17 protein-coding genes and 3 tRNA genes are annotated in these 19,267 nt (G+C 54.6%); all 20 read left to right on the top strand.

The window, feature by feature from the left end; all coding sequences use genetic code 11:
• Positions 1-356: 356 nt before the first annotated feature.
• Entirely contained in the window at positions 357-491 is a 135-nt protein-coding gene (rpmH, locus tag ACRQV7_RS15745; protein WP_038322395.1) for a 50S ribosomal protein L34, read from the top strand.
• A gap of 82 nt (positions 492-573) precedes the next feature.
• Positions 574-909, top strand: coding sequence for a ribonuclease P protein component (gene rnpA / locus ACRQV7_RS15740; RefSeq protein ID WP_444658960.1), 336 nt, complete (start codon positions 574-576; stop codon positions 907-909).
• Complete coding sequence (gene yidD, locus ACRQV7_RS15735) at positions 906-1,133, top strand: membrane protein insertion efficiency factor YidD (protein ID WP_444658959.1); 228 nt, start codon at positions 906-908, stop codon at positions 1,131-1,133. Before rnpA ends, yidD begins: the two co-directional genes overlap by 4 nt.
• 24 nt (positions 1,134-1,157) lie before the next feature.
• Positions 1,158-2,225 carry a YidC/Oxa1 family membrane protein insertase gene (locus ACRQV7_RS15730; protein ID WP_444658958.1) on the top strand — a complete coding sequence of 356 codons (1,068 nt, stop codon included), beginning with the start codon at positions 1,158-1,160 and terminating at the stop codon, positions 2,223-2,225.
• Positions 2,226-2,247: 22 nt separating this feature from the next.
• Positions 2,248-3,216, top strand: coding sequence for an RNA-binding cell elongation regulator Jag/EloR (gene jag / locus ACRQV7_RS15725; RefSeq protein WP_444658957.1), 969 nt, complete (start codon positions 2,248-2,250; stop codon positions 3,214-3,216).
• 252 nt (positions 3,217-3,468) lie between these two features.
• Positions 3,469-4,860, top strand: coding sequence for a tRNA uridine-5-carboxymethylaminomethyl(34) synthesis GTPase MnmE (gene mnmE / locus ACRQV7_RS15720; protein WP_444658956.1), 1,392 nt, complete (start codon positions 3,469-3,471; stop codon positions 4,858-4,860).
• 24 nt (positions 4,861-4,884) lie between these two features.
• Entirely contained in the window at positions 4,885-6,759 is a 1,875-nt protein-coding gene (gene mnmG / locus ACRQV7_RS15715) for a tRNA uridine-5-carboxymethylaminomethyl(34) synthesis enzyme MnmG (RefSeq protein WP_444658955.1), read from the top strand.
• A gap of 1 nt (position 6,760) precedes the next feature.
• On the top strand, positions 6,761-7,474 hold the full coding sequence (rsmG, locus tag ACRQV7_RS15710; protein ID WP_444658954.1) for a 16S rRNA (guanine(527)-N(7))-methyltransferase RsmG: 714 nt from the start codon (positions 6,761-6,763) through the stop codon (positions 7,472-7,474).
• A 212-nt stretch (positions 7,475-7,686) separates the two neighbouring features.
• Positions 7,687-8,490, top strand: a complete 804-nt coding sequence (locus ACRQV7_RS15705) for a ParB/RepB/Spo0J family partition protein (protein ID WP_275715179.1) — start codon at positions 7,687-7,689, stop codon at positions 8,488-8,490.
• Between the two features lie 237 nt (positions 8,491-8,727).
• Complete coding sequence (locus ACRQV7_RS15700; RefSeq protein ID WP_444658953.1) at positions 8,728-9,495, top strand: ParA family protein; 768 nt, start codon at positions 8,728-8,730, stop codon at positions 9,493-9,495.
• A 12-nt stretch (positions 9,496-9,507) separates the two neighbouring features.
• Positions 9,508-10,362 carry a ParB/RepB/Spo0J family partition protein gene (locus ACRQV7_RS15695; protein WP_444658952.1) on the top strand — a complete coding sequence of 285 codons (855 nt, stop codon included), beginning with the start codon at positions 9,508-9,510 and terminating at the stop codon, positions 10,360-10,362.
• Between the two features lie 59 nt (positions 10,363-10,421).
• Positions 10,422-11,699, top strand: coding sequence for a serine--tRNA ligase (gene serS, locus ACRQV7_RS15690; protein ID WP_275715156.1), 1,278 nt, complete (start codon positions 10,422-10,424; stop codon positions 11,697-11,699).
• Positions 11,700-11,785: 86 nt separating this feature from the next.
• Complete coding sequence (locus tag ACRQV7_RS15685; RefSeq protein WP_275715158.1) at positions 11,786-12,538, top strand: acyl-[acyl-carrier-protein] thioesterase; 753 nt, start codon at positions 11,786-11,788, stop codon at positions 12,536-12,538.
• Positions 12,539-12,717: 179 nt separating this feature from the next.
• Complete coding sequence (gene guaB / locus ACRQV7_RS15680) at positions 12,718-14,196, top strand: IMP dehydrogenase (protein ID WP_275715160.1); 1,479 nt, start codon at positions 12,718-12,720, stop codon at positions 14,194-14,196.
• 267 nt (positions 14,197-14,463) lie between these two features.
• Positions 14,464-14,540: transfer RNA gene (locus ACRQV7_RS15675), tRNA-Met, on the top strand.
• Between the two features lie 6 nt (positions 14,541-14,546).
• Positions 14,547-14,621, top strand: a tRNA-Glu gene (locus tag ACRQV7_RS15670).
• A gap of 26 nt (positions 14,622-14,647) precedes the next feature.
• Positions 14,648-14,724: transfer RNA gene (locus ACRQV7_RS15665), tRNA-Val, on the top strand.
• Between the two features lie 692 nt (positions 14,725-15,416).
• Positions 15,417-17,000 (top strand): ABC transporter substrate-binding protein, encoded by a 1,584-nt coding sequence (locus ACRQV7_RS15660; RefSeq protein ID WP_444658951.1) that lies wholly within the window; start codon positions 15,417-15,419, stop codon positions 16,998-17,000.
• 313 nt (positions 17,001-17,313) lie between these two features.
• Positions 17,314-17,835, top strand: a complete 522-nt coding sequence (locus ACRQV7_RS15655; protein ID WP_444658950.1) for a hypothetical protein — start codon at positions 17,314-17,316, stop codon at positions 17,833-17,835.
• Positions 17,836-18,053: 218 nt separating this feature from the next.
• Complete coding sequence (locus ACRQV7_RS15650; RefSeq protein ID WP_444658949.1) at positions 18,054-19,244, top strand: GH25 family lysozyme; 1,191 nt, start codon at positions 18,054-18,056, stop codon at positions 19,242-19,244.
• The last annotated feature ends 23 nt before the right edge of the window (positions 19,245-19,267 follow it).

Raw genomic sequence — 19,267 nt, 5'->3', positions numbered from 1 at the left:
TCTTTAAACCTCATTCTAACAATTATTTATACTCTTAGGCATAACATAAATTATATTACCACAAAATACAATTTATTTCAAATTTCAATTGTCGGCGAAAATACAGTATATTGTATTGCGCGCGTGTAAAACACATAGAGTATAAAATTTTTTTAAATAGCGCGCTTCCACTTTTCTTTTACGGGGAAGTGTGGTATATTGATTTATATAGCTCGACCGATTCGCCGGTCAGCCTGCACGCCGGTAAAATTCCAATATTTTTTCGGTACGGGGGACAAAATTTAGGTTGACAGGCTGCGCATATTTAATATATAATGCTATATTGCAAGGTTTGTACCCCGAAAGGAGGTTTTTTCATGCTGAGAACTTATCAACCAAAGAAGCTCCACAGAAAAAAGGAGCATGGTTTCAGAAAAAGAATGTCCACAAGCAACGGCCGTAAGGTTTTGGCCCGCCGCAGAGCAAAGGGCAGAGCACGTTTGAGCTACTAAGCAAAAGGGCCACGGTGAGTGGCCTTTCTTTTTAGCTTCGCTGCTTCACGGAACAAATCAGAATTGTGGTGCGATTTTAAGTATGGATTTATTGATTCCCATAACAGAAAACAAGGATTTCCGCAGGATCTATGCAAAGGGAAAATCGTATGTCAGCCCTGTGGTCATTACCTATGTTACGAAAAATCGCAGTAGAAACGTGCGGGTAGGGATCACCACCAGCAAAAAAATCGGCAACGCCGTAAAACGGAACCGTTCCCGCCGGGTGATCCGCGAGGCCTTCAGAACCCTGGTGCCCGAAATTGCTCCGGGACATGATTTCATTTTTGTAGCCAGGGGCAAAACGCCTTTTGTAAAAAGCACGGAAGTTCGCCGTGCGATGATGCTGCAGCTGAAGAATGCGGGGGTCTTGAAATGAAGCGCCCGCTTATTTTGCTTATCAGGTTCTATCAGAAAGCCATTTCTCCCTACAAAAAACCGTGCTGCAAATACTACCCCACCTGCTCGAATTACGCGATCGAGGCGATCGAGCGCTTCGGTGCTTTTCAAGGATTCTGGCTTGCATTCTTTCGGATACTGCGCTGCAACCCGTTCAGCCGCGGAGGGTACGACCCCGTGCCGGAAAAACGGGACAAGCGATAACCACTATAGAGGAGTATTGCCCATATGACGGAGATTTTTAATTTTTTCGGAAACATTCTCGGCTATCTGCTTTGGTTTTTTTATACGCTGATTCAGAATTACGGCGTGGCAATCATTTTGTTTACGCTCGTATTGAAAATAGTCATGTTCCCGTTTTCCATCAATCAGCAGAAATCGATGGCCGCGAACAGCAAAATGGCCGCCCAACAAAAAGAACTGCAGAAAAAATACGGGAACGATAAGGTAAAGCTTCAGGAAGAGACACAGAAGCTTTACGAAAAAGAAGGAATCAATCCGGCGAGCGGATGCCTGACCACCTTTATCCCTTTCCCGATCATGATCGGACTGTTTTATACCGTGCAGAACCCGCTTGCGAACGCCCTTCACCTTTCCGCCGACGGAATCGCGAAGGCCGTTGAAATGCTCAGGCAGATTCCCGGTTTAGGCGCAAGCTTTTCCGCCCAGTACGCACAGATTGAAATCGTCAAGCATTTTGCGCAGCTGAAGCCCCAGCTGACCATGTTCAGCGCGGCGGAGCTTACGAAAATAGAATCCTTCAGCCACGGCTTCCAGTTTATGGGACTGAATCTTCTGGACACGCCGAGCGACGGCGCGAATATATTCGGAACCCTGTTCCGTTCCAACCTGTGGGTGATCCCCGTTCTGTGTCTGGCGACCTCTTTGGTTACCCAGTACTTCATGATGAAGATGCAGCCGGGAATGCAGCAGCAGCAGGGATGCATGAAAGGAATGCTCTATCTGATGCCGCTGTTCAGCGCATGGCTTGCCTGCACAATGCCCGCGGCGGTTGGTTTTTATTGGATTATTTCGACGATATTCGGTTTCCTGCAAACCATTATTCTGAATATCTGGTACAGCCCGGCGGACCTGAACGCAAAAGCGGAAGCGCAGAGGGTTGCCCTTCTGGAAGAAAATGAGTCAAAGAGGAAGCCTGTTGCCGGCGCTTTCTACAGAAATCAGGAAATCAACCCGCAGCCGCAGCAAAGGGCGACAGCAAAATCGGGAGCTTCAAAAACGAAAACAAAAGGCGGAAAGACAAATTCGGATGACTATTTAGGAATGAAAAAATAAGACGAACCGGGGAGGGAATACCGTGATAAAAGAAGCGATTGCAACCGGTGAAACCGTTGAGCTGGCAAAAGAAGCCGCATGCAGGGAGCTCGGCGTTGAATCCTATGAAGCGGAATTTGAAATTTTGGAAATGCCGACGAAAAAGACCTTCGGCCTTTTCGGCGGAAACCCTGCGAAGGTAAGAGTCTTTATCAAAAACGATCCGGCGGAGGCCGCCGCGAAGTATCTGAAAGGGATCCTTGACAAAATGGGTCTTTCTGCGGTGGATATTCAGATCAAAGAGGAAGAGAACGGCGCGCAGCTGTCCCTTTCCGGCGATGATATCGGCTTTATCATCGGTCACCGCGGGGAAACGCTGGACGCGCTTCAGTATCTGACCGGCCTTGTCGCCAACCACATTGACAATTCCTATTACAGAATTACCATCGACATTGGAAATTACCGCGAAAAACGCAAGGAAACGCTTGAGATCCTCGGAAAGAAGATTGCGGCGAAAGCGATTAAGACCGGGCGCAATTCTTCCCTGGAGCCTATGAATCCATATGAACGCAGAATCATCCATACCGCTGTCCAGACAGTGGAAGGCGCAAAATCCTGGTCCGAAGGCGAAGATTTGTCCCGCCATGTCGTGATTGGGCCGGAAGCAGGCGAACGCCCGGCTCCCCGCAGGAATAATTACGGCAAGGGACGCCGTCCGTACAATGACAAACCGCGCGGCGGCGGATACAACAACAGGCAGCCGAGATCCGTGCCGAGCGTCAGCCCCGGACCGAACGCCGGCCCCGGACCGAGCGTCGGCCCCGGACCGAGCGTCGGCCCCGGACCGAGCGTCGGCCCCGGACCGGGCGTCGGCCCCAGACCGGGCGCCGGTTCCGCACCGAGCGCCGGTTCCGGGACGAACCCTGGCCCTGCTCGGCAGCCGGTGCAGAAGGCAGTGCCGAAGAATGAAGGCAAGGCTCCGCTTTATGGCCGCGTTGACGTCAAGAAATAATCTATAAGGAAGCACTGAGGGCGGTTCATTGGAATCGCCCTTTTGTTTTTATTTCGGGGCGTGGATTGAAATGCGGCGAACCTTGGCACAATCAAGATGCTTTATCGTCACTCCCAAACGGGAGTGCGGATTGAAATTGCTCGAAGGCGATTCCTAAGGCAGGTTCTCTGTTGTCGTTCCGTGTGAAACTCAAAATTGGAAAAACAGGTAATATGTAATACAAAGATGATCTTAATCTTTTGAGGGAATAAAATGAAAAATGAAAACGGATATGCTCCGTCAGCAAAAACGATCGCGGCGATTTCCACGCCGCAGGCGCCGGGGGGAATCGGCATTGTGCGCCTTTCCGGGCCGCGGGCAAAAGAGATCGCCGGAAAGGTGTTCACCTCCCGGCACGGAAAAACCCTAAAGGACGTGAAAGGGTATACCGCCCTTTACGGCAGGGTGCATGACGGTGAAACGGATATCGACGAGGCGATCGCCCTGAATTTCACCGCGCCCGCCAGTTTTACCGGCGAAGACGTGGTGGAGCTTTCCTGCCACGGAGGGCTGTATATCATGCGTCGCGTCCTGAAAGCGGTGTTTGCCGCTGGCGCGGTTCCGGCCGGGCCGGGCGAATTTACGCGCCGGGCGTTTCTGAACGGAAAAATCGGGCTGACCGAGGCGGAGTCCGTGATGCAGATCATTTCCGCGCAGGGGGAACAGGCCGCGAAGGCCGCCCTTGCAGGCCACGACGGCGCGCTGGAAAAGAAGATCATCAAAATACGCGGGATGCTGATCGAGGCCGCCGCGCATTTATCCGCCTGGGCGGATTATCCGGAGGATGACATCCCGCAGGTAAACCCGGAAAAGCTGCAGACCACTCTTCTGACCGTAAAGTCGGAGATCGGGCATCTTCTGCGCCAGTTCGACGCGGGGCGGGCTATCCGCGAGGGAGTTGCGACGGTGATCGCAGGGCGCCCGAATGTGGGAAAGTCCACCCTGATGAATCTGCTGGCCGGGTGCGAGCGCAGCATCGTCACCGAATATGCCGGGACGACCCGCGATATTGTCGAGGATACGGTGATTCTCGGCGACGTTCCGCTCCGCCTGTCCGACACCGCCGGAATCCGCCTGACCGATGACCCTGTGGAGAAAATCGGCGTGGACCGCGCGCGCGGAAAGCTGAGGGAAGCGCAGCTCATCCTGGCTGTTTTCGACTCCTCTCAGGAGTTGAACGGCGAGGACCGGGAGCTGATTTCCGCAATCCGGGAATCCGCCGCGATCGCGGTGATCAACAAAAGTGATTTGCCCGCAAAAATAGACTTAAAGTATATAAAGAAATATTTTCAACAAATAGTATATATTTCCGCGCTTTCGGGCGAAGGACTGCAGGAGTTGAAGGACGCGGTGGCGGAGGTGCTGCGTACTTCGGAGTTGAACCCCGCGGACGGAATTCTGTTTACGGAGCGCCAGCGCGACGCCGCCCGGCAGGCCGGGGACTGTGTAACGGAGGCGCTGACGGCGGTGGAAAGCGGGGTTACGCTGGACGCCGTGACGGTATCGATCGAAGGGGCGGTTTCCGCGCTTTTGGAGCTGACCGGCGAACGCGCGACGGAAGCGGTCGTGGATTCCGTCTTCTCGCATTTTTGTGTAGGAAAGTAAACGAATCATATTGGAGGAATACCTTTGAAATACGATGCCGGTAATTATGATGTTGTGGTGATCGGCGCCGGACATGCCGGAATCGAGGCCGCGCTTGCATCCGCGCGCCTCGGCTGCAGCACCTGCGTTTTTACGATCAATATGGACGCCGTGGGGAATTGCCCCTGCAATCCGTCCATCGGCGGAACGGCAAAGGGCCATCTGGTCCGGGAAATCGACGCGCTGGGCGGGGAAATGGGAAAAACCGCTGACGAAGCCATGCTGCAGAGCAGAATGCTCAATCTGGGCAAAGGCCCCGCCGTCCATTCCCTGCGCGCCCAGATCGACCGCCGGGAATACGGCAAGATCATGAAACGGAAGCTGGAGACACAGCCGGACCTGCAGCTGAAGCAGGCGGAAATCGTGGACCTGGAGCAGGGGCCGGACGGCTTGTGGCTGGTCACGACCCGGATGGAAGCGGTTTACCGCGCAAAGGCGGTGGTGATTGCCACCGGTACTTATCTTGGCGGAAAAATTTATGTCGGCGACGTTTCCTATGAGGGCGGACCGGACGGAATGTTTCCCTCGGCGTTCCTCGGCGCGGCGCTGAAAAAAATCGGCCTGCGCCTTCGCCGGTTCAAGACCGGCACCCCTGCGCGCGTTTTGAAATCCAGCATCGACTTTACCGGCCTTGAGGTACAGGAAGGCGACGAACCCGTCGTTCCGTTTTCCTACGATACCCTGACTCCGCTGAAAAACCGCGCGGTCTGCCATATCTCCTGGACAAACGACTCCACCAAGCAGGTGATTCTGGAAAACATTGGGCGCTCCCCCATGTACAGCGGCAAAATCGAGGGGGTGGGCCCCCGGTACTGTCCGAGCTTTGAGGATAAGATCATGCGTTTCCCGGATAAGAAGCGGCATCAGCTTTTTATTGAGCCCTGCGGGATGGACACCGAGGAAATGTATTTGCAGGGGATGAGCTCTTCCCTGCCGGAAGAAGTGCAGATCGCTTTTTACCGCACGATCAAGGGATTGGAGCATGTGGAAATCATGCGCTGCGCCTACGCGATCGAATACGACTGCGTCGACCCGCTTCAAATGGAGGCGACGCTGGAATTTCAGGAATTTCCCGGGCTTTACGGCGCGGGGCAGTTCAACGGCAGCTCCGGTTACGAGGAGGCCGCCGCGCAGGGGCTGGTTGCCGGAATCAACGCCGCTCTGAAGCTATGGGGAAGGGAGCCGCTGATCCTTGACCGCGCGGGCTCCTATATCGGAACCCTGGTGGACGACCTGATTACCAAGGGGGTGAGCGACCCCTACCGGATGATGACGTCGCGGAGCGAATACCGGCTGGTGCTTCGTCAGGACAACGCCGACGAGCGCCTGACGCCGACCGGCAGGAAAATCGGGTTGATTTCCGATGAGCGCTGGGAACGGTTCCAGCAAAAGCAAAAGCAGAAGGAGCAGGAGCTTCTGCGCGCGGAAAAGACCGTCCTGCCGCCGTCCGAAGCTCTGAACCGACTGCTTGTTTCACATGAAACATCGCCGGTAACCACCGGTGTGCGCTTGGCTGAGCTGATTCGCCGCCCGCAGCTGAATTATGAGATTTTGAAGGAAGTCGACAGGGAGCGGCCCGACCTGCCCGCCGCGGTTTTTGAAAACGTGGAAATTGAAATCAAATATGAGGGCTACATCAAACGGCAGAAAGCGGATATTGCGGAAATGCGCCGTCTGGAAGAACGCCGGTTGCCCGCCAAGATCAATTATAAGGAAATTGTCGGCCTGAGAACCGAAGCGCAGGAAAAGCTGCAAAAGGTGATGCCCGCAAGCGTCGGACAGGCTTCCCGCATTTCGGGCGTCAGCCCCGCGGATATTTCCGTGCTGCTGATCTGGCTTGCGCGCGGCAGGGGGGAATAAGATGGAGGATATTCGCGAACGGCTGATTTCTTCCGCACAGGACGCGGGAATCGCGCTGAGCGGGGAGCAGGCGGAAGGTTTTCAACAATATATGGAGCTTTTGTTGAATTGGAATCAGAAAATCAACCTGACCGCCATAAAGGAGCCTGCGGAGATCGCGTACAAGCATTTTCTGGACAGCATCCTGATTTTGAGGTACCTGACCCTGCCGGAAGGCGCGAAGCTGATCGATGTCGGCACCGGCGCGGGGTTTCCCGGCGTACCGCTCAAGCTGATGCGCCCCGGGCTGAAACTGACCCTGCTGGACGGGCTCAATAAACGCCTGGTCTTTTTGAAGGATCTGGCGGAAAAGTTACCTTTCAGCGCCGAATTTGTACACGCGCGCGCGGAGGAAGGCGGAAGGCAGGGCGCATACCGGGGAAAATTCGATTTTGCCACCGCAAGGGCCGTCGCGCCGCTGAATCTGCTTTGCGAATACTGCCTGCCGTTTCTGAAAATCGGCGGGATATTTATCGCGATGAAAGGGCCCGAACCGGAGGAGGAAGTCCGTGCGGCGGAAAATGCCGTCGCTCTCCTGGGCTGTACGCTGGACGCAATCGAAAAGTTTGAACTGCCGAACGGGGACAGCCGCAGTCTGATACTGATCAGACGGACGGGACCGATTCCCGCGGCTTATCCGCGGCACGGGGCAAAGATTGCGAAAAGCCCGCTTTAAGCCTTCCTTCCTATGCGGCGGCAATCGTTTTTAGAACCGTGGCGCCGCTTCGGATAAACAGGAATCGTGTGGAAGGAACCCGAAAACACACAAACTGCCAAAAAGGAACAAATAAAAAATTTTTTGATTACCATAATTTTACAAAAAATCGCCGCGCTCCATGGTATCCTAAACAAAAAGGGACAAGCAGGGAGGCGGCGAATTTGCATATTATGGGTGAAAAGCGCAAAGTGGTTCAGATCAATATCGATTCAATCCATCCAAATCCGGCGCAGCCGCGGCGTTCGTTCAGCGAGCAGGAATTGCTGGAGCTGTCGAGAAGCATCCGGACAAACGGATTGCTTCAGCCGATTTCCGTCCGCCGCGTCAAAGGCGGCTACGAGCTGATCGCCGGGGAGCGAAGACTGCGCGCCTGCAGGATGGCCGGCCTTCCCACCGTCGCCTGCATTATCAGCGATTGTTCCGCGGAAACCAGCGCCGTCCTTGCTATGACCGAGAACCTGCAGCGTCAGGATTTACAGATCTTTGAGGAAGCGGAAGGAATCCGCCGCCTGATCGAACAGTGGGACGTTACACAGGAGGAAGCGGCGCTGCGGCTGGGAAAAAGCCAGTCCACGCTTGCGAATAAGCTTCGTCTGCTCAAGCTCTCCGAAGAGGAGCGGGAAAAAATTACCGCCTGCGGGCTGACCGAGCGGCACGCCCGTGCGCTGCTGCGCATTAAAGAGGAGAAAGTCCGCGAGAAGGTGCTCGCCCAGATTATCGGGAAGCACCTGAACGTGCAGCAGACGGACGATCTTGTGGATAAGATTCTGGAAGAAAACCAAAAACCGAAAAGTAAACGCACTTTGGTTATTAAGGACGTGCGTGTCTTTCTGAATACGATCAACCATGCGATTGAAACGATGAAACAAAGCGGAATCAATGCGCAGACGCTGAAAAGCGAAACGGACGAGTATATTGAATGCTTGGTCCGTATCCCCAAGGCGCAGGCGACGGGTGGAAAAAAGCCTGCTTAATATTGAGTATAAGAGTTTACTCCTATTTCCCTATATCATTTCCCACAAGGCAGGCCGAACGCTATGTTCGGCCTGTTTTGTTTCACATGAAACATTCGCAAAAAAGGGAGAAACATCTTTATCTTCCAGGGAAAGAGTGCTATAATAAAATTACTATTCCGTTTATCCCCGAAATCGGGACAACTTTATGGAAAAACTGTGTTTCTGCGGGAAGAAACCCGCAGCCGGAGGGAAAGAATGGGAAAAATTATAGCGATTGCGAACCAGAAGGGCGGCGTCGGAAAAACGACGACTTCCGTCAACCTTTCCGCCGCGATAGGCACGAAGGGAAAGAAAACGCTTCTGGTGGATATTGACCCGCAGGGAAATTCCTCAAGCGGGGTGGGTGTTGACCGCCGGGCGGTAAAAAACACCATTTATGAAGTGCTGATCGGCGAGGCAAAGGCGCCGGATGTGATTATCCACACGGAGTTTGACAATCTGGATATTATTCCGTCCAGCATGGACCTGGCGGCGGCCGAAATTGAGCTGGTCACGCTGGATCACCGCGAATCCATCCTGAAAAACGCGCTGGTACCGTTAAGAGAACATTACGATTATATCTTTATCGACTGCCCGCCTTCGCTCGGGATCATTACGACCAACGCGCTCTGTGTGGCGGACACGCTTCTGGTTCCGATCCAGTGTGAATATTACGCGCTGGAGGGCCTGTCCCAGCTGATGAATACCGTGCGGCGCGTCAAACGCCAGTACAACGGGCAGCTGGAGATCGAGGGCGTGCTGCTCACCATGTACGACGGGCGGCTGAACCTGACCCAGCAGGTGGTGCAGGAGGTCAAGAAATACTTCCCGAGGAAGGTGTTTGCAACGGCGATTCCCCGCGCGGTGCGCCTTTCCGAAGCGCCGAGCTTCGGCAGGCCGATCCAGTATTTTGACAAGAGCTCCAGAGGGGCCCTTGCCTACGATACACTGGCGGATGAAATTATTCGGACCAATCAGGAATAAGGGGGGAGAGCGATGGCAGTAAAAAAGGGCGGACTTGGAAAAGGATTGGACGCGATCTTCGCGGAAAACGACACCGAGGACCGTAACGCGGCGGTTGCGCTGAAAATCAGTGAGATAGAACCGAACCGCGCACAGCCCAGAAAAGACTTTAACGACGAGGCGCTGGCCGAGCTCGCCGATTCCATTTCCCGGCACGGGGTGCTGCAGCCCCTGCTGGTACGGCCGATTTTCGGCGGGGGATATCAGATCGTGGCCGGGGAACGGCGGTGGCGCGCGGCGCGGATGGCGGGGATCGCCGAAGTGCCCGCGGTCATCCGCGATATGAGCGACAGCGAGGTGATGGAGCTGGCGCTGATCGAGAACCTTCAGCGCGAGGACCTGAATCCGCTGGAAGAAGCGCAGGGATACCAGTCGCTGATGGAAACCTACGGAATGACGCAGGAAGAGGTTTCAAAGACGGTGGGAAAATCGCGGCCCACCGTGGCAAACGCGCTCCGGCTGCTGAACCTGCCGCGGCAGGTACTTGATCTGGTACAGTCCGGCTCGCTTTCCGCGGGACATGCCCGGACCCTTTTGAGCTTCCAGAATCCGGAAGAAATGCTGAAAGCCGCAAAAATGGCGGTGGAACAGGGTATTTCCGTAAGGGAACTGGAAAAAATGTCTAAAAAGGCAAACGGACAGCCCGCCGCCAGGCATCCGAAGGAAAAGAAGCGCATTCCCTATTTCAGCGAAGTGGAGCTGGCGCTGAACGAGCATCTGGGCCGGAAGGTACAGGTCACCGGGACGAAAAAGCGCGGGGTCCTGCAGATAGAGTTTTACGGCGAGCAGGATCTGAGCGACCTGGTCGGACTTTTCAACAAAGAATAGCAAAACGGTGGAAAAACAAAGAAATACAGAAATCAGAGGAATATAAAGGAGAACAGAACATGCTGGATATGAAATTGATTCGCAGCAATCCGGAGAAAGTGAAAGCGGGAGCGAAAAAACGCTGTATCGACGTGGACGCGCTGGTGGACGATATCCTCAAAATCGACGAGGAACGCCGCGAAGTGACCGGAAAAGTGGAATCCATGAAGGCGGAACAGAACGCCGCTACAAAGAAAATTCCCGTAATGAAAAAAGCGGGTGAGGACACCGCTTCTCTCATGGCGGAATTAAAGACGCTTTCCGAAAAAATCAAGGAGAGCGACGCGCAGCTCGGGGAGCTGGAGGAGAAACAGAAAACCCTGCTGCTTTCCCTGCCGAATATGCCGGACGAGGACCTTTCGGCGGGCGGCAAGGAAAACAACCAGCCCATCCGTTTCTACAAGGAGAAGCCTTCCTTTGATTTCGAGCCGAAAAACCATGTCGAGCTGTGTGAAAGCCTCGGCATGATCGACTATCAGCGCGGTGCAAAGCTGGCCGGGGCCGGTTCGTGGGTCTACCGCGGGATGGGCGCCAGAATGGAATGGGCGCTGCTCAATTTCTTCATCAGCGAGCATCTGAACGACGGCTATGAGCTGGTGCTGCCCCCGCACATGCTCAACTACGAATGCGGCTATGTGGCCGGACAGTTCCCGAAATTCACCGACGAGGTGTACTGGATTCAGAATCCGACCAGCACCGACAGGAAATTCATGCTGCCCACGGCGGAAACCGCGCTGGTGAACCTGCACCGCGACGAGGTTCTTACGCCGGAGGAGCTGCCGCGCAAATATATCGCCTATACCCCGTGCTACCGCAGGGAAGCGGGCAGCTACCGCTCCGAGGAGCGCGGCATGATCCGCGGGCATCAGTTCAATAAGGTGGAAATGGTGCAGTACACCACGCCGGAACAGTCGGACGACGCGTTCGCCGAGCTGGTGGGGAAGGCCGAGAAGCTCGTGCAGAAGCTTGGGCTGCATTACCGCCTGAGCAAGCTCGCCGCGGGCGACTGCTCGTTCTCCATGGCGCGCACCTACGACATCGAGGTCTGGATTCCCAGCATGGAAATCTATAAAGAAGTCAGCTCCGCCTCCAACGCGAGGGACTATCAGGCCAGAAGGGGCAACGTAAAATTCAGGGGAGAGGACAAAAAGCTTCGGTTCGTCCATACGCTGAACGCTTCCGGACTTGCGACCAGCCGCGTGATCCCCGCGATTGTGGAACAGTACCAGAACGCCGACGGCAGCGTGACCGTGCCGGAGGTACTGCGTCCGTTTATGGGATGCGAAGTCGTCAGATAAAACGAGAATGAATTCCCCCTGAGGGCTCCTGAAAGGGAAACGCCGCAGGGGGCGTTCCCTACTTATACAGATACAGAGGGTGTAACATGAATCGGAAGGACCTTATTAACGAATATTGCCGCGAGGTGCGGGTCGCCAGCTACGAGGTCGGCGCGCAGCGCCTTTTGAAGCTGAGCGTGCTGATGCGCATGTGCCAGGAAACAAGCGAGCAGCATGTCGATCTCGTGGGGCTGAGCTATGAAAAAATGTATGAGGACGGGATGGTATTCCTCCTGATTACCAACCGCGCCAGAATCAAACGAATGCCGGTACATAACGAGAGAATAACGATCAAAACGCATCCGCGCGGGGTCAACGGGGCGCAGTTTTACCGCGATTTCCTGTTTTACAGCGGGGAAGAGAGGATCATTGACGTCATGCAGACCTCCGTCATTGCCGACCCGGTGACGCACAAAGTGATGCGGCCGAAAAAATTTCTGGATTACGGTATTTTTTCCGGGAAAAAAGTCGAGCCGGAGGACCGCGTCGGCAAGATCACGGTGCCGGACGGCCTTCCGCTAATGGGGGAAAGGCTCATCCGCTATTCCGACCTGGATTATAACCGCCACCTGAACAACACCATTTACGGCGATATTTTAACCGATTTCCTGCCGGGCGGCGCACAGGGAAACAAGTACGCGGAAGTGCAGATCAATTATGTAAATGAAAGCGCGCAGGGCGACGTTTTGAAAATCTACGCCGCGAAGGAAAACGGACGGGTGCTGATGCAGGGCGTCCACGCAAGAGGGTGCGGTTTCACCGCCGCGGCGACCCTTTTGCCGGTCGGCGAAAAAGCGTAACCCGGTACGCTTTCCGGGGGCTTGTTTTCCGCTTTATGGAAAAGTGAAAATCTGCTGCTTTTTGATTGAATATTCGCGGTTCAGATGCTATAATAACAAAATATATAAAAATTGAATGAAGAGAGAAAGCGGCTGGAAATGACAGTTTTGCAGCGGCGCGAATGTGACAGGAGGATAAGATGTTAAATACGAACTACTCAGAAAAGTTTGTAAAAGAAGGGCTGACGTTCGACGATGTTTTGCTGATCCCGGCGGAATCCCATGTACTGCCCCGGGAAGTAGACCTTACCACTCAGCTCACCAAAACCATCAGGCTGAATACCCCGCTGATGACGGCGGCCATGGACACGGTCACCGAAAGCAACATGGCGATTGCGATTGCCCGTGAGGGCGGCATCGGCATTATCCACAAGAACATGCCGATCGACAAGCAGGCCGACATGGTGGACCGGGTAAAGCGTTCTGAAAACGGCGTCATTGTAAACCCGTTTTTCCTCTCTCCTCAGCATTTTGTACACGACGCAAATGAGATTATGGCGAAATACCGCATTTCCGGCGTGCCGATCTGTGAAAACGGCAAGCTCGTGGGCATCATTACGAACCGCGATATGCGTTTTATGACCGACGAGGATTACGACCAGCCGATTTCCGCCGTCATGACCAAGGAAAATCTGGTCACCGCCCCGGTTGGGACAACCCTTGCGCAGGCACAGGAGATTTTGCGCAGGCACAGGATCGAAAAGCTTCCGATTGTTGACGACAAGGGCAATCTGAAGGGGCTCATTACCATTAAGGATATCGAGAAAGCCGTGCGTTACCCCAGCTCCGCAAGAGACGCGGGCGGCAGGCTTCTGTGCGGCGCGGCGATCGGCGCCACCGGCGACGTGCTGGAGCGCGTCGCGGAGCTTGTAAAGGCACAGGTCGACGTGGTTGCGCTGGACTCCGCTCACGGCCACAACGACGGCGTGATCGAGGCCGTCAGGAAGGTCAAAAAGGCGTTCCCGAACCTGCAGCTGATTGCCGGAAACGTGGCGACCGGCGAAGCGACCCGCGCGCTGATCGAAGCGGGCGCGGACTGCGTGAAGATCGGCATCGGCCCCGGCTCCATCTGTACGACCAGGATCGTCGCGGGGATCGGCGTCCCGCAGATCACAGCGATTTACGACGCCGCGTGCGCCGCGGAAAAATACGGAATCCCGGTGATCGCGGACGGCGGAATCAAATTTTCCGGCGATATCGTGAAGGCGCTCGCCGCCGGAGCGAACGTGGTCATGGTCGGTTCTCTGGTCGCCGGCTGCGAGGAGTCCCCGGGCGAAACCGAGCTTTATCAGGGCCGTCAGTTCAAGGTGTACCGCGGCATGGGCAGCCTGGCGGCCATGGGCCAGGGAAGCCAGGACCGCTATTTCCAGCAGGATCAGAAGAAGCTGGTTCCGGAAGGCGTGGAAGGCCGCCTGCCGTACAAGGGGCCGCTGTCGGACACCATTTATCAGATGGTCGGCGGTATCCGTTCCGGCATGGGCTACACCGGCTGCACGGATATACAGGCTCTTCACGAGAAGGCACGGTTTATCCGCATTACGGGCGCCGGTCTGAAGGAAAGCCATCCGCACGATATCCAGATCACGAAGGAAGCGCCCAATTACTCTTTCTCCGTATAATTCTGGTCGGAACCGGGGGATACTGATTCTTGAAGGAATAAAAGGCGGGCTGGCGGTTCCCTGTCAGGCGCTGGCGGACAAAGCCGCCGTTGCCGCGGGGGCCTGTTCCGCCGTGGTCGGCGGTGTGACTATCCGTCCGCAAGGGAGATTCAGAGTTAAAAACGCGCTTAAAACGGTTTTTTTAAAATTATTGAGAGAATGTGTTGACAAACACAAGAAATTCAGGTTATAATATAAAACGCTCCGTTTCAATACAGAGCGAAATATGGCGGCATAGCTCAGTTGGCTAGAGCATTCGGTTCATACCCGAAGTGTCATTGGTTCAAATCCAATTGCCGCTACCATGATATGGCCCGGTGGTCAAGCGGTTAAGACACCGCCCTTTCACGGCGGTTTCACGAGTTCGAATCTCGTCCGGGTCACCATATTTTATTCTGTACACGCGGACTATGGACGCATAGCTCAGCTGGTTAGAGCGCTCGCCTCACACGCGAGAGGTCATGGGTTCGAGTCCCCTTGTGTCCACCAAAACCGGAAAGCACCCTTCGGGGTGCTTTTTTATGCTCAGTTGAGGGGACTCGAACCCCGGCGCAAGTAGGGAGAAACGCCCGGCCTTCCGTATTTTTTAGCCTGGGGAGGGACTCGCGGAACGCGGGCCGTTGTACGACCGCCCGAGTCCCCTTGTGTCCACCAAAACCGGAAAGCACCCTTCGGGGTGCTTTTTTATGCTCAGTTGAGGGGACTCGAACCCCGGGCGGCGGGTCGCCGCGGACAATTCGCGTACGGACTTTTTTCTTTCGGGTATCGTATCGCTCGCGCTTGAAGAATTTGATTTTGAAGGAGGCCGCCGAAGGCGCGAAAGACGCTGTGCGTCCACCCGAGTCCCTTGTGTCCACCAGACTGAGTCTGGACGCAATTCGCATCCGGGCTCTTTTTCATTTCCGGGCTTGTATGCGCGCGTTTGAATCCTGCATCTAAGATTGGGCAAATGACACAAATTAAGAAAAGGTCTGGGCAAAAACCTTCTCACACAGCCGATTTGAATACTATAAAAAAAATAATTCATTTTCACAGTAAATATCCATATAAAACTGAAAATATGCAAATGAAATGCAGGATTATAACGGATATAATTTAAAATTACTTGTCTTTATCGCTTTCCTGTGGTAGGATAATAAAAAATCACAATGATGAATGGAAGGGGTATGGATACAGTGAGAATGAAGAAATTGGCGGCGCTGGTGCTGACGGCGGCGGTTATGCTGTCCGCTATGGCCGGATGCGGAGGAAAACAGGGGACGCAGAGCGCCGGCGGGACGGCCTCCTCTCAGAGCGCGAAAAGCGGGAGCGGCGACACGATTGTATACGGTTCCGCGGCGGACGCGCGCGGCCTGGACCCCGCTTTGGTAGACGACATTGAATCGGTCAAGATCATGAGCAATATTTACGAGGGCCTGCTGAAATATAAAAAGGATTCCACAGAGGTGGAGCCCTGCCTTGCCGAAAGCTGGGACGTCAGCGACGACGGGCTTACTTATGAGTTCCACCTGCGCAAAGGGGTGAAATTTCAGGACGGTACCGATTTTAACGCGGAAGCGGTGAAATTCAATATCGACAGGCAGCTTCCCCCCAAGGTCACGGAGGACATGAGCTACGCTTCCTTCGTATACGGCTCGGTAAAGGACGTGCAGGCGGTGGACGGGTACACCGTAAAGATCAATATGAAGGAACCCTGCACGCCGTTTCTGAGCAACCTGGCCATGAACCTGGGCGCGCTGATCGTCAGCCCCAAGGCGCTGCAGGAGAACAACAACAATGTCAATGAGCATCCCGTGGGCACCGGGCCGTATAAATTCGTCAGCTGGCAGAAGGACCAGAACACGGTTTTGGTCCGCAACGACGACTACTGGGGGACCAAGGCGCTTACGAAGAACGTCGTGTTCCGCACCATTAAGGACAATTCCGCCCGCGTGGTCGCGCTGAACAACGGAGAGGCCGATATCATCGACGGAATCGACTACACTGTGGTCGATCAGATTTCTTCGGCGGGAAATAAGACCGTCAAATCCCCGGGGATGAATATCAACTATCTGGCGTATAACTGCAGCCGCGCCCCGTTCAACGACGCGAAAACCCGCGCCGCGCTTTCCGCCGCGATCAACGTCCCCGAACTGGCGGAAACGCTTTACAGAGGCTATTCGGAGCCCGCTACCACCATTTTGCCTACGTTTATGCCCGGGTATGACAAAACGGTCCAACAGACGGTCTATGACCCGGAAGCCGCCAAGGCGGCCCTGAAAGCGGCGGGGGTCTCCAGCGTCCATATCATTACCTACACCAGCGCGCGGATGTACAATCCGGCGAACGGCCAGACCCTTGCCGAAGCGGTGCAGGGATATCTTTCCAAGGTGGGCGTCACCTGCACGATCGACGCGTACGACTGGACCACCTATAAGACAAAGCAGCAGCAGGGCGACTTTGACATCTGCTTTGCCGGATGGATCGGCGACAACGGCGACGCCGACAATTTTCTGAGCCTGCTGGCGTCGGACGATCCCGGCATGAACTACGCCCGCTTCAATAATCAGGAGTATAAGGACCTGATCGCGAAGGCGGTAAAGATGCCGATGGGCGAGGAGCGGAACGCCGTTTACGGCGAAGCGGAGAAGCTTGCCGCGAAGGAATCTCCGTGGCTTCCCATTTCGCATTCCACGAACCTGATCGCGACGTCGCCCAAGGTCCAGAACTTCCTGTATCACGTGACCGGCATGCTTCCGCTTTCCGGCGTTTCCAAAAACGGCTGATCCGTTTTCCGCTTTTTCCCTGCTTCCTTCGGGAGGCAGGGATTTTTTCGCCTTTGACGCCGCCTTTCCGCGGGGGTGAAATGAGGGTTGACAAATCAGCGTAAAAATCAGATAATTACTTAGACGGCGACGGCGGTTTCCTTTTTGGTCGAAATCCCGCGCATGCGATGCGGCTTTTATGGTGGGAGCTGTATAAATATTGAAAAAGAGAAATCATTTTGGGCAAGCTATTTTGTGATTCCAAAAGGACTGTGCCCGTGCTGCGGCCGTTACAGCAAAGCCTTCAAGTTTTTTGTTTAAGAGAGGATCTATCATGAAAATGAAGAAAATTTTAATCCTTGCATTGGCGGTTGTTATGGCCGGTTCCCTTGCGGCCTGCGGAATGGGCGACGTGGGCGGCACCCAGTCGGCGCCAAATGCTTCCTCCCAGGCGGCGGTTTCTTCCGCGGTCGGTTCGGACAATATGGAGGACAGCCTTGCCGGTCTCGAAAAATACCTTTCCTCGAATTCCGCGATTTCCGGGACTCCGGCAGAAATGAAAGCGGATTTTATCGGCGCGAAAAAAGGCGCGAAATATCAGTTTGACTATAACGGCAAAAACAATGTCACTGTGGAGCTTTATGAATTTGATACCGGCAGTCTTTCCGGCGAGGCTTCCGCCGTTCTGGACGAGGTAAAGGCGAAAAATCAGTTCACCATTATGAACCAGACTGTTCCGGCGGTGATTTCCGACAGCGGAAAATATATCATGATTTATAAGGATACTTCCGGTTCCGATGAAAACAAACAGCATCAGGAAGACGTCACCAAGCTGTTTAAAGCGTTCAAAAAATAAATTTTCAGCGAACGGGCTTTCCGGCAATAGCCGGGAGGCCCGTTTTTCATGCCTTTAAAATCTATGATCCGTTCTTGACAGAGGGGAAGGGACAGGAATATAATAAGGATTCAGAAATACCATATTTTGGAAGCATCCCGGCAAAACGATAAATCTTCTGCATCATGATCTTTTACCTGAATGCGGGAAAATTTTGATGAAACGATGGAGGAACAGAAATGAAGAAAAAATGGATGGCCTTGCTTTTGGTATTGGCAATGGCCGTATCGCTCAGTACAACTGCTTTTGCCGCGGATACCGGCGTTTCCGCGACCTTTACGCTCAGTAACGGCAGCCTTTATCTGAAAGCGGGGGAGACCGCCGTGCTGACCGTCAGCGACAGCAGCGTGTCCTCGCTTCAATGGGCGTCGGGCAATCCCGCCGTTGCCTCGGTGGCAAACGGGACCGTTACCGCCTCCGCGCTCGGCAGGACGACGGTTACCGTTACCGCGCCGGACGGACGCAGCGCTGTCTGCGACGTGCATGTCGTCCGGAAGGGGATTGACGTGTCCGAGCATCAGGGAGCCGTGGACTGGGCCAACGTAAAGCTCGCCGGCGTGGATTTTGCGATTCTGCGCACCGGCTACGGGAACGAACTGCCGGAAACACAGACGGACGATTATTTTGCGGCGAACTATGAAGGGGCAGTCGCGAACGGAATCAAGGTTGGCGCCTATCACGTCTGCTATGCGACGACTCCGGAAATTGCCGTACAGGAAGCGCAGATGTGCCTTAGCATCCTGAACGGACGCCGTCTGGATTACCCGGTGTTCTACGATGTGGAGCAAAACGCGGTAAACAGCGCCATGACGGGGGATCAGCTCGCGGCAATCGTCACCGCCTTCTGCAGCACGATGGCCAACGCGGGGTATAAGACCGGAATTTACAGCAACGCGAGCATGTTCAATTCCAACCTGAGCAGCACCGCGCTGAGCGCTTATGATAAATGGGTGGCGCATTATAATGTAGCCTCTCCGAATTACAGCGGTGCCTATACGATGTGGCAGTACAGCGACGCCGGCCTGATCGGCGGAGTCAATACTTCTGTCGATCAGGACTACTGCTATGTGGATTACCTTTCCACAACCCCGGCACAGGCTCCCGCGGACAACACCATTCTGTCCGATACCGGCTCGTCCCTGTCCTTAAAACCGGGCCAGAGCTACCAGTTTAAGTTTACGCCGAACGGAATCAGCGCGAAGCCTTCCTTTACCACCGGAAATTCCGGCGTGGCGAAAATCGTTTACCAGAAGCTGCAGAACGGCAGCTATTATGTAAAGATCACGGGGGTCGCCGCCGGGACCACCTCTATCTATTCCGTGCTGCCGAACCAGGCTCCGGTGCGCCGCTGCCTTGTCACTGTGGCATAGAGGTTCGGATATCTGGCGCATCG

The organism is Caproiciproducens lactatisolvens (assembly GCF_052443335.1).
Classification (GTDB): Bacteria; Bacillota; Clostridia; order Oscillospirales; family Acutalibacteraceae; genus Caproiciproducens.
Note: the sequence above shows the minus strand (reverse complement) of the source record. Positions and strands in the feature narration are given on the sequence as shown.

Bases quoted from the DNA above. Each gene is read 5' to 3' on its own strand.
- rpmH (WP_038322395.1), top strand. From the start codon at position 357: ATGCTGAGAACTTATCAACCAAAGAAGCTCCACAGAAAAAAGGAGCAT.
- rnpA (WP_444658960.1), top strand. From the start codon at position 574: ATGGATTTATTGATTCCCATAACAGAAAACAAGGATTTCCGCAGGATC.
- yidD (WP_444658959.1), top strand. From the start codon at position 906: ATGAAGCGCCCGCTTATTTTGCTTATCAGGTTCTATCAGAAAGCCATT.
- ACRQV7_RS15730 (WP_444658958.1), top strand. From the start codon at position 1,158: ATGACGGAGATTTTTAATTTTTTCGGAAACATTCTCGGCTATCTGCTT.
- mnmE (WP_444658956.1), top strand. From the start codon at position 3,469: ATGAAAAATGAAAACGGATATGCTCCGTCAGCAAAAACGATCGCGGCG.
- rsmG (WP_444658954.1), top strand. From the start codon at position 6,761: ATGGAGGATATTCGCGAACGGCTGATTTCTTCCGCACAGGACGCGGGA.
- ACRQV7_RS15705 (WP_275715179.1), top strand. From the start codon at position 7,687: ATGGGTGAAAAGCGCAAAGTGGTTCAGATCAATATCGATTCAATCCAT.
- ACRQV7_RS15700 (WP_444658953.1), top strand. From the start codon at position 8,728: ATGGGAAAAATTATAGCGATTGCGAACCAGAAGGGCGGCGTCGGAAAA.
- ACRQV7_RS15695 (WP_444658952.1), top strand. From the start codon at position 9,508: ATGGCAGTAAAAAAGGGCGGACTTGGAAAAGGATTGGACGCGATCTTC.
- serS (WP_275715156.1), top strand. From the start codon at position 10,422: ATGCTGGATATGAAATTGATTCGCAGCAATCCGGAGAAAGTGAAAGCG.
- ACRQV7_RS15685 (WP_275715158.1), top strand. From the start codon at position 11,786: ATGAATCGGAAGGACCTTATTAACGAATATTGCCGCGAGGTGCGGGTC.
- guaB (WP_275715160.1), top strand. From the start codon at position 12,718: ATGTTAAATACGAACTACTCAGAAAAGTTTGTAAAAGAAGGGCTGACG.
- ACRQV7_RS15660 (WP_444658951.1), top strand. From the start codon at position 15,417: ATGAAGAAATTGGCGGCGCTGGTGCTGACGGCGGCGGTTATGCTGTCC.
- ACRQV7_RS15655 (WP_444658950.1), top strand. From the start codon at position 17,314: ATGAAAATGAAGAAAATTTTAATCCTTGCATTGGCGGTTGTTATGGCC.
- ACRQV7_RS15650 (WP_444658949.1), top strand. From the start codon at position 18,054: ATGAAGAAAAAATGGATGGCCTTGCTTTTGGTATTGGCAATGGCCGTA.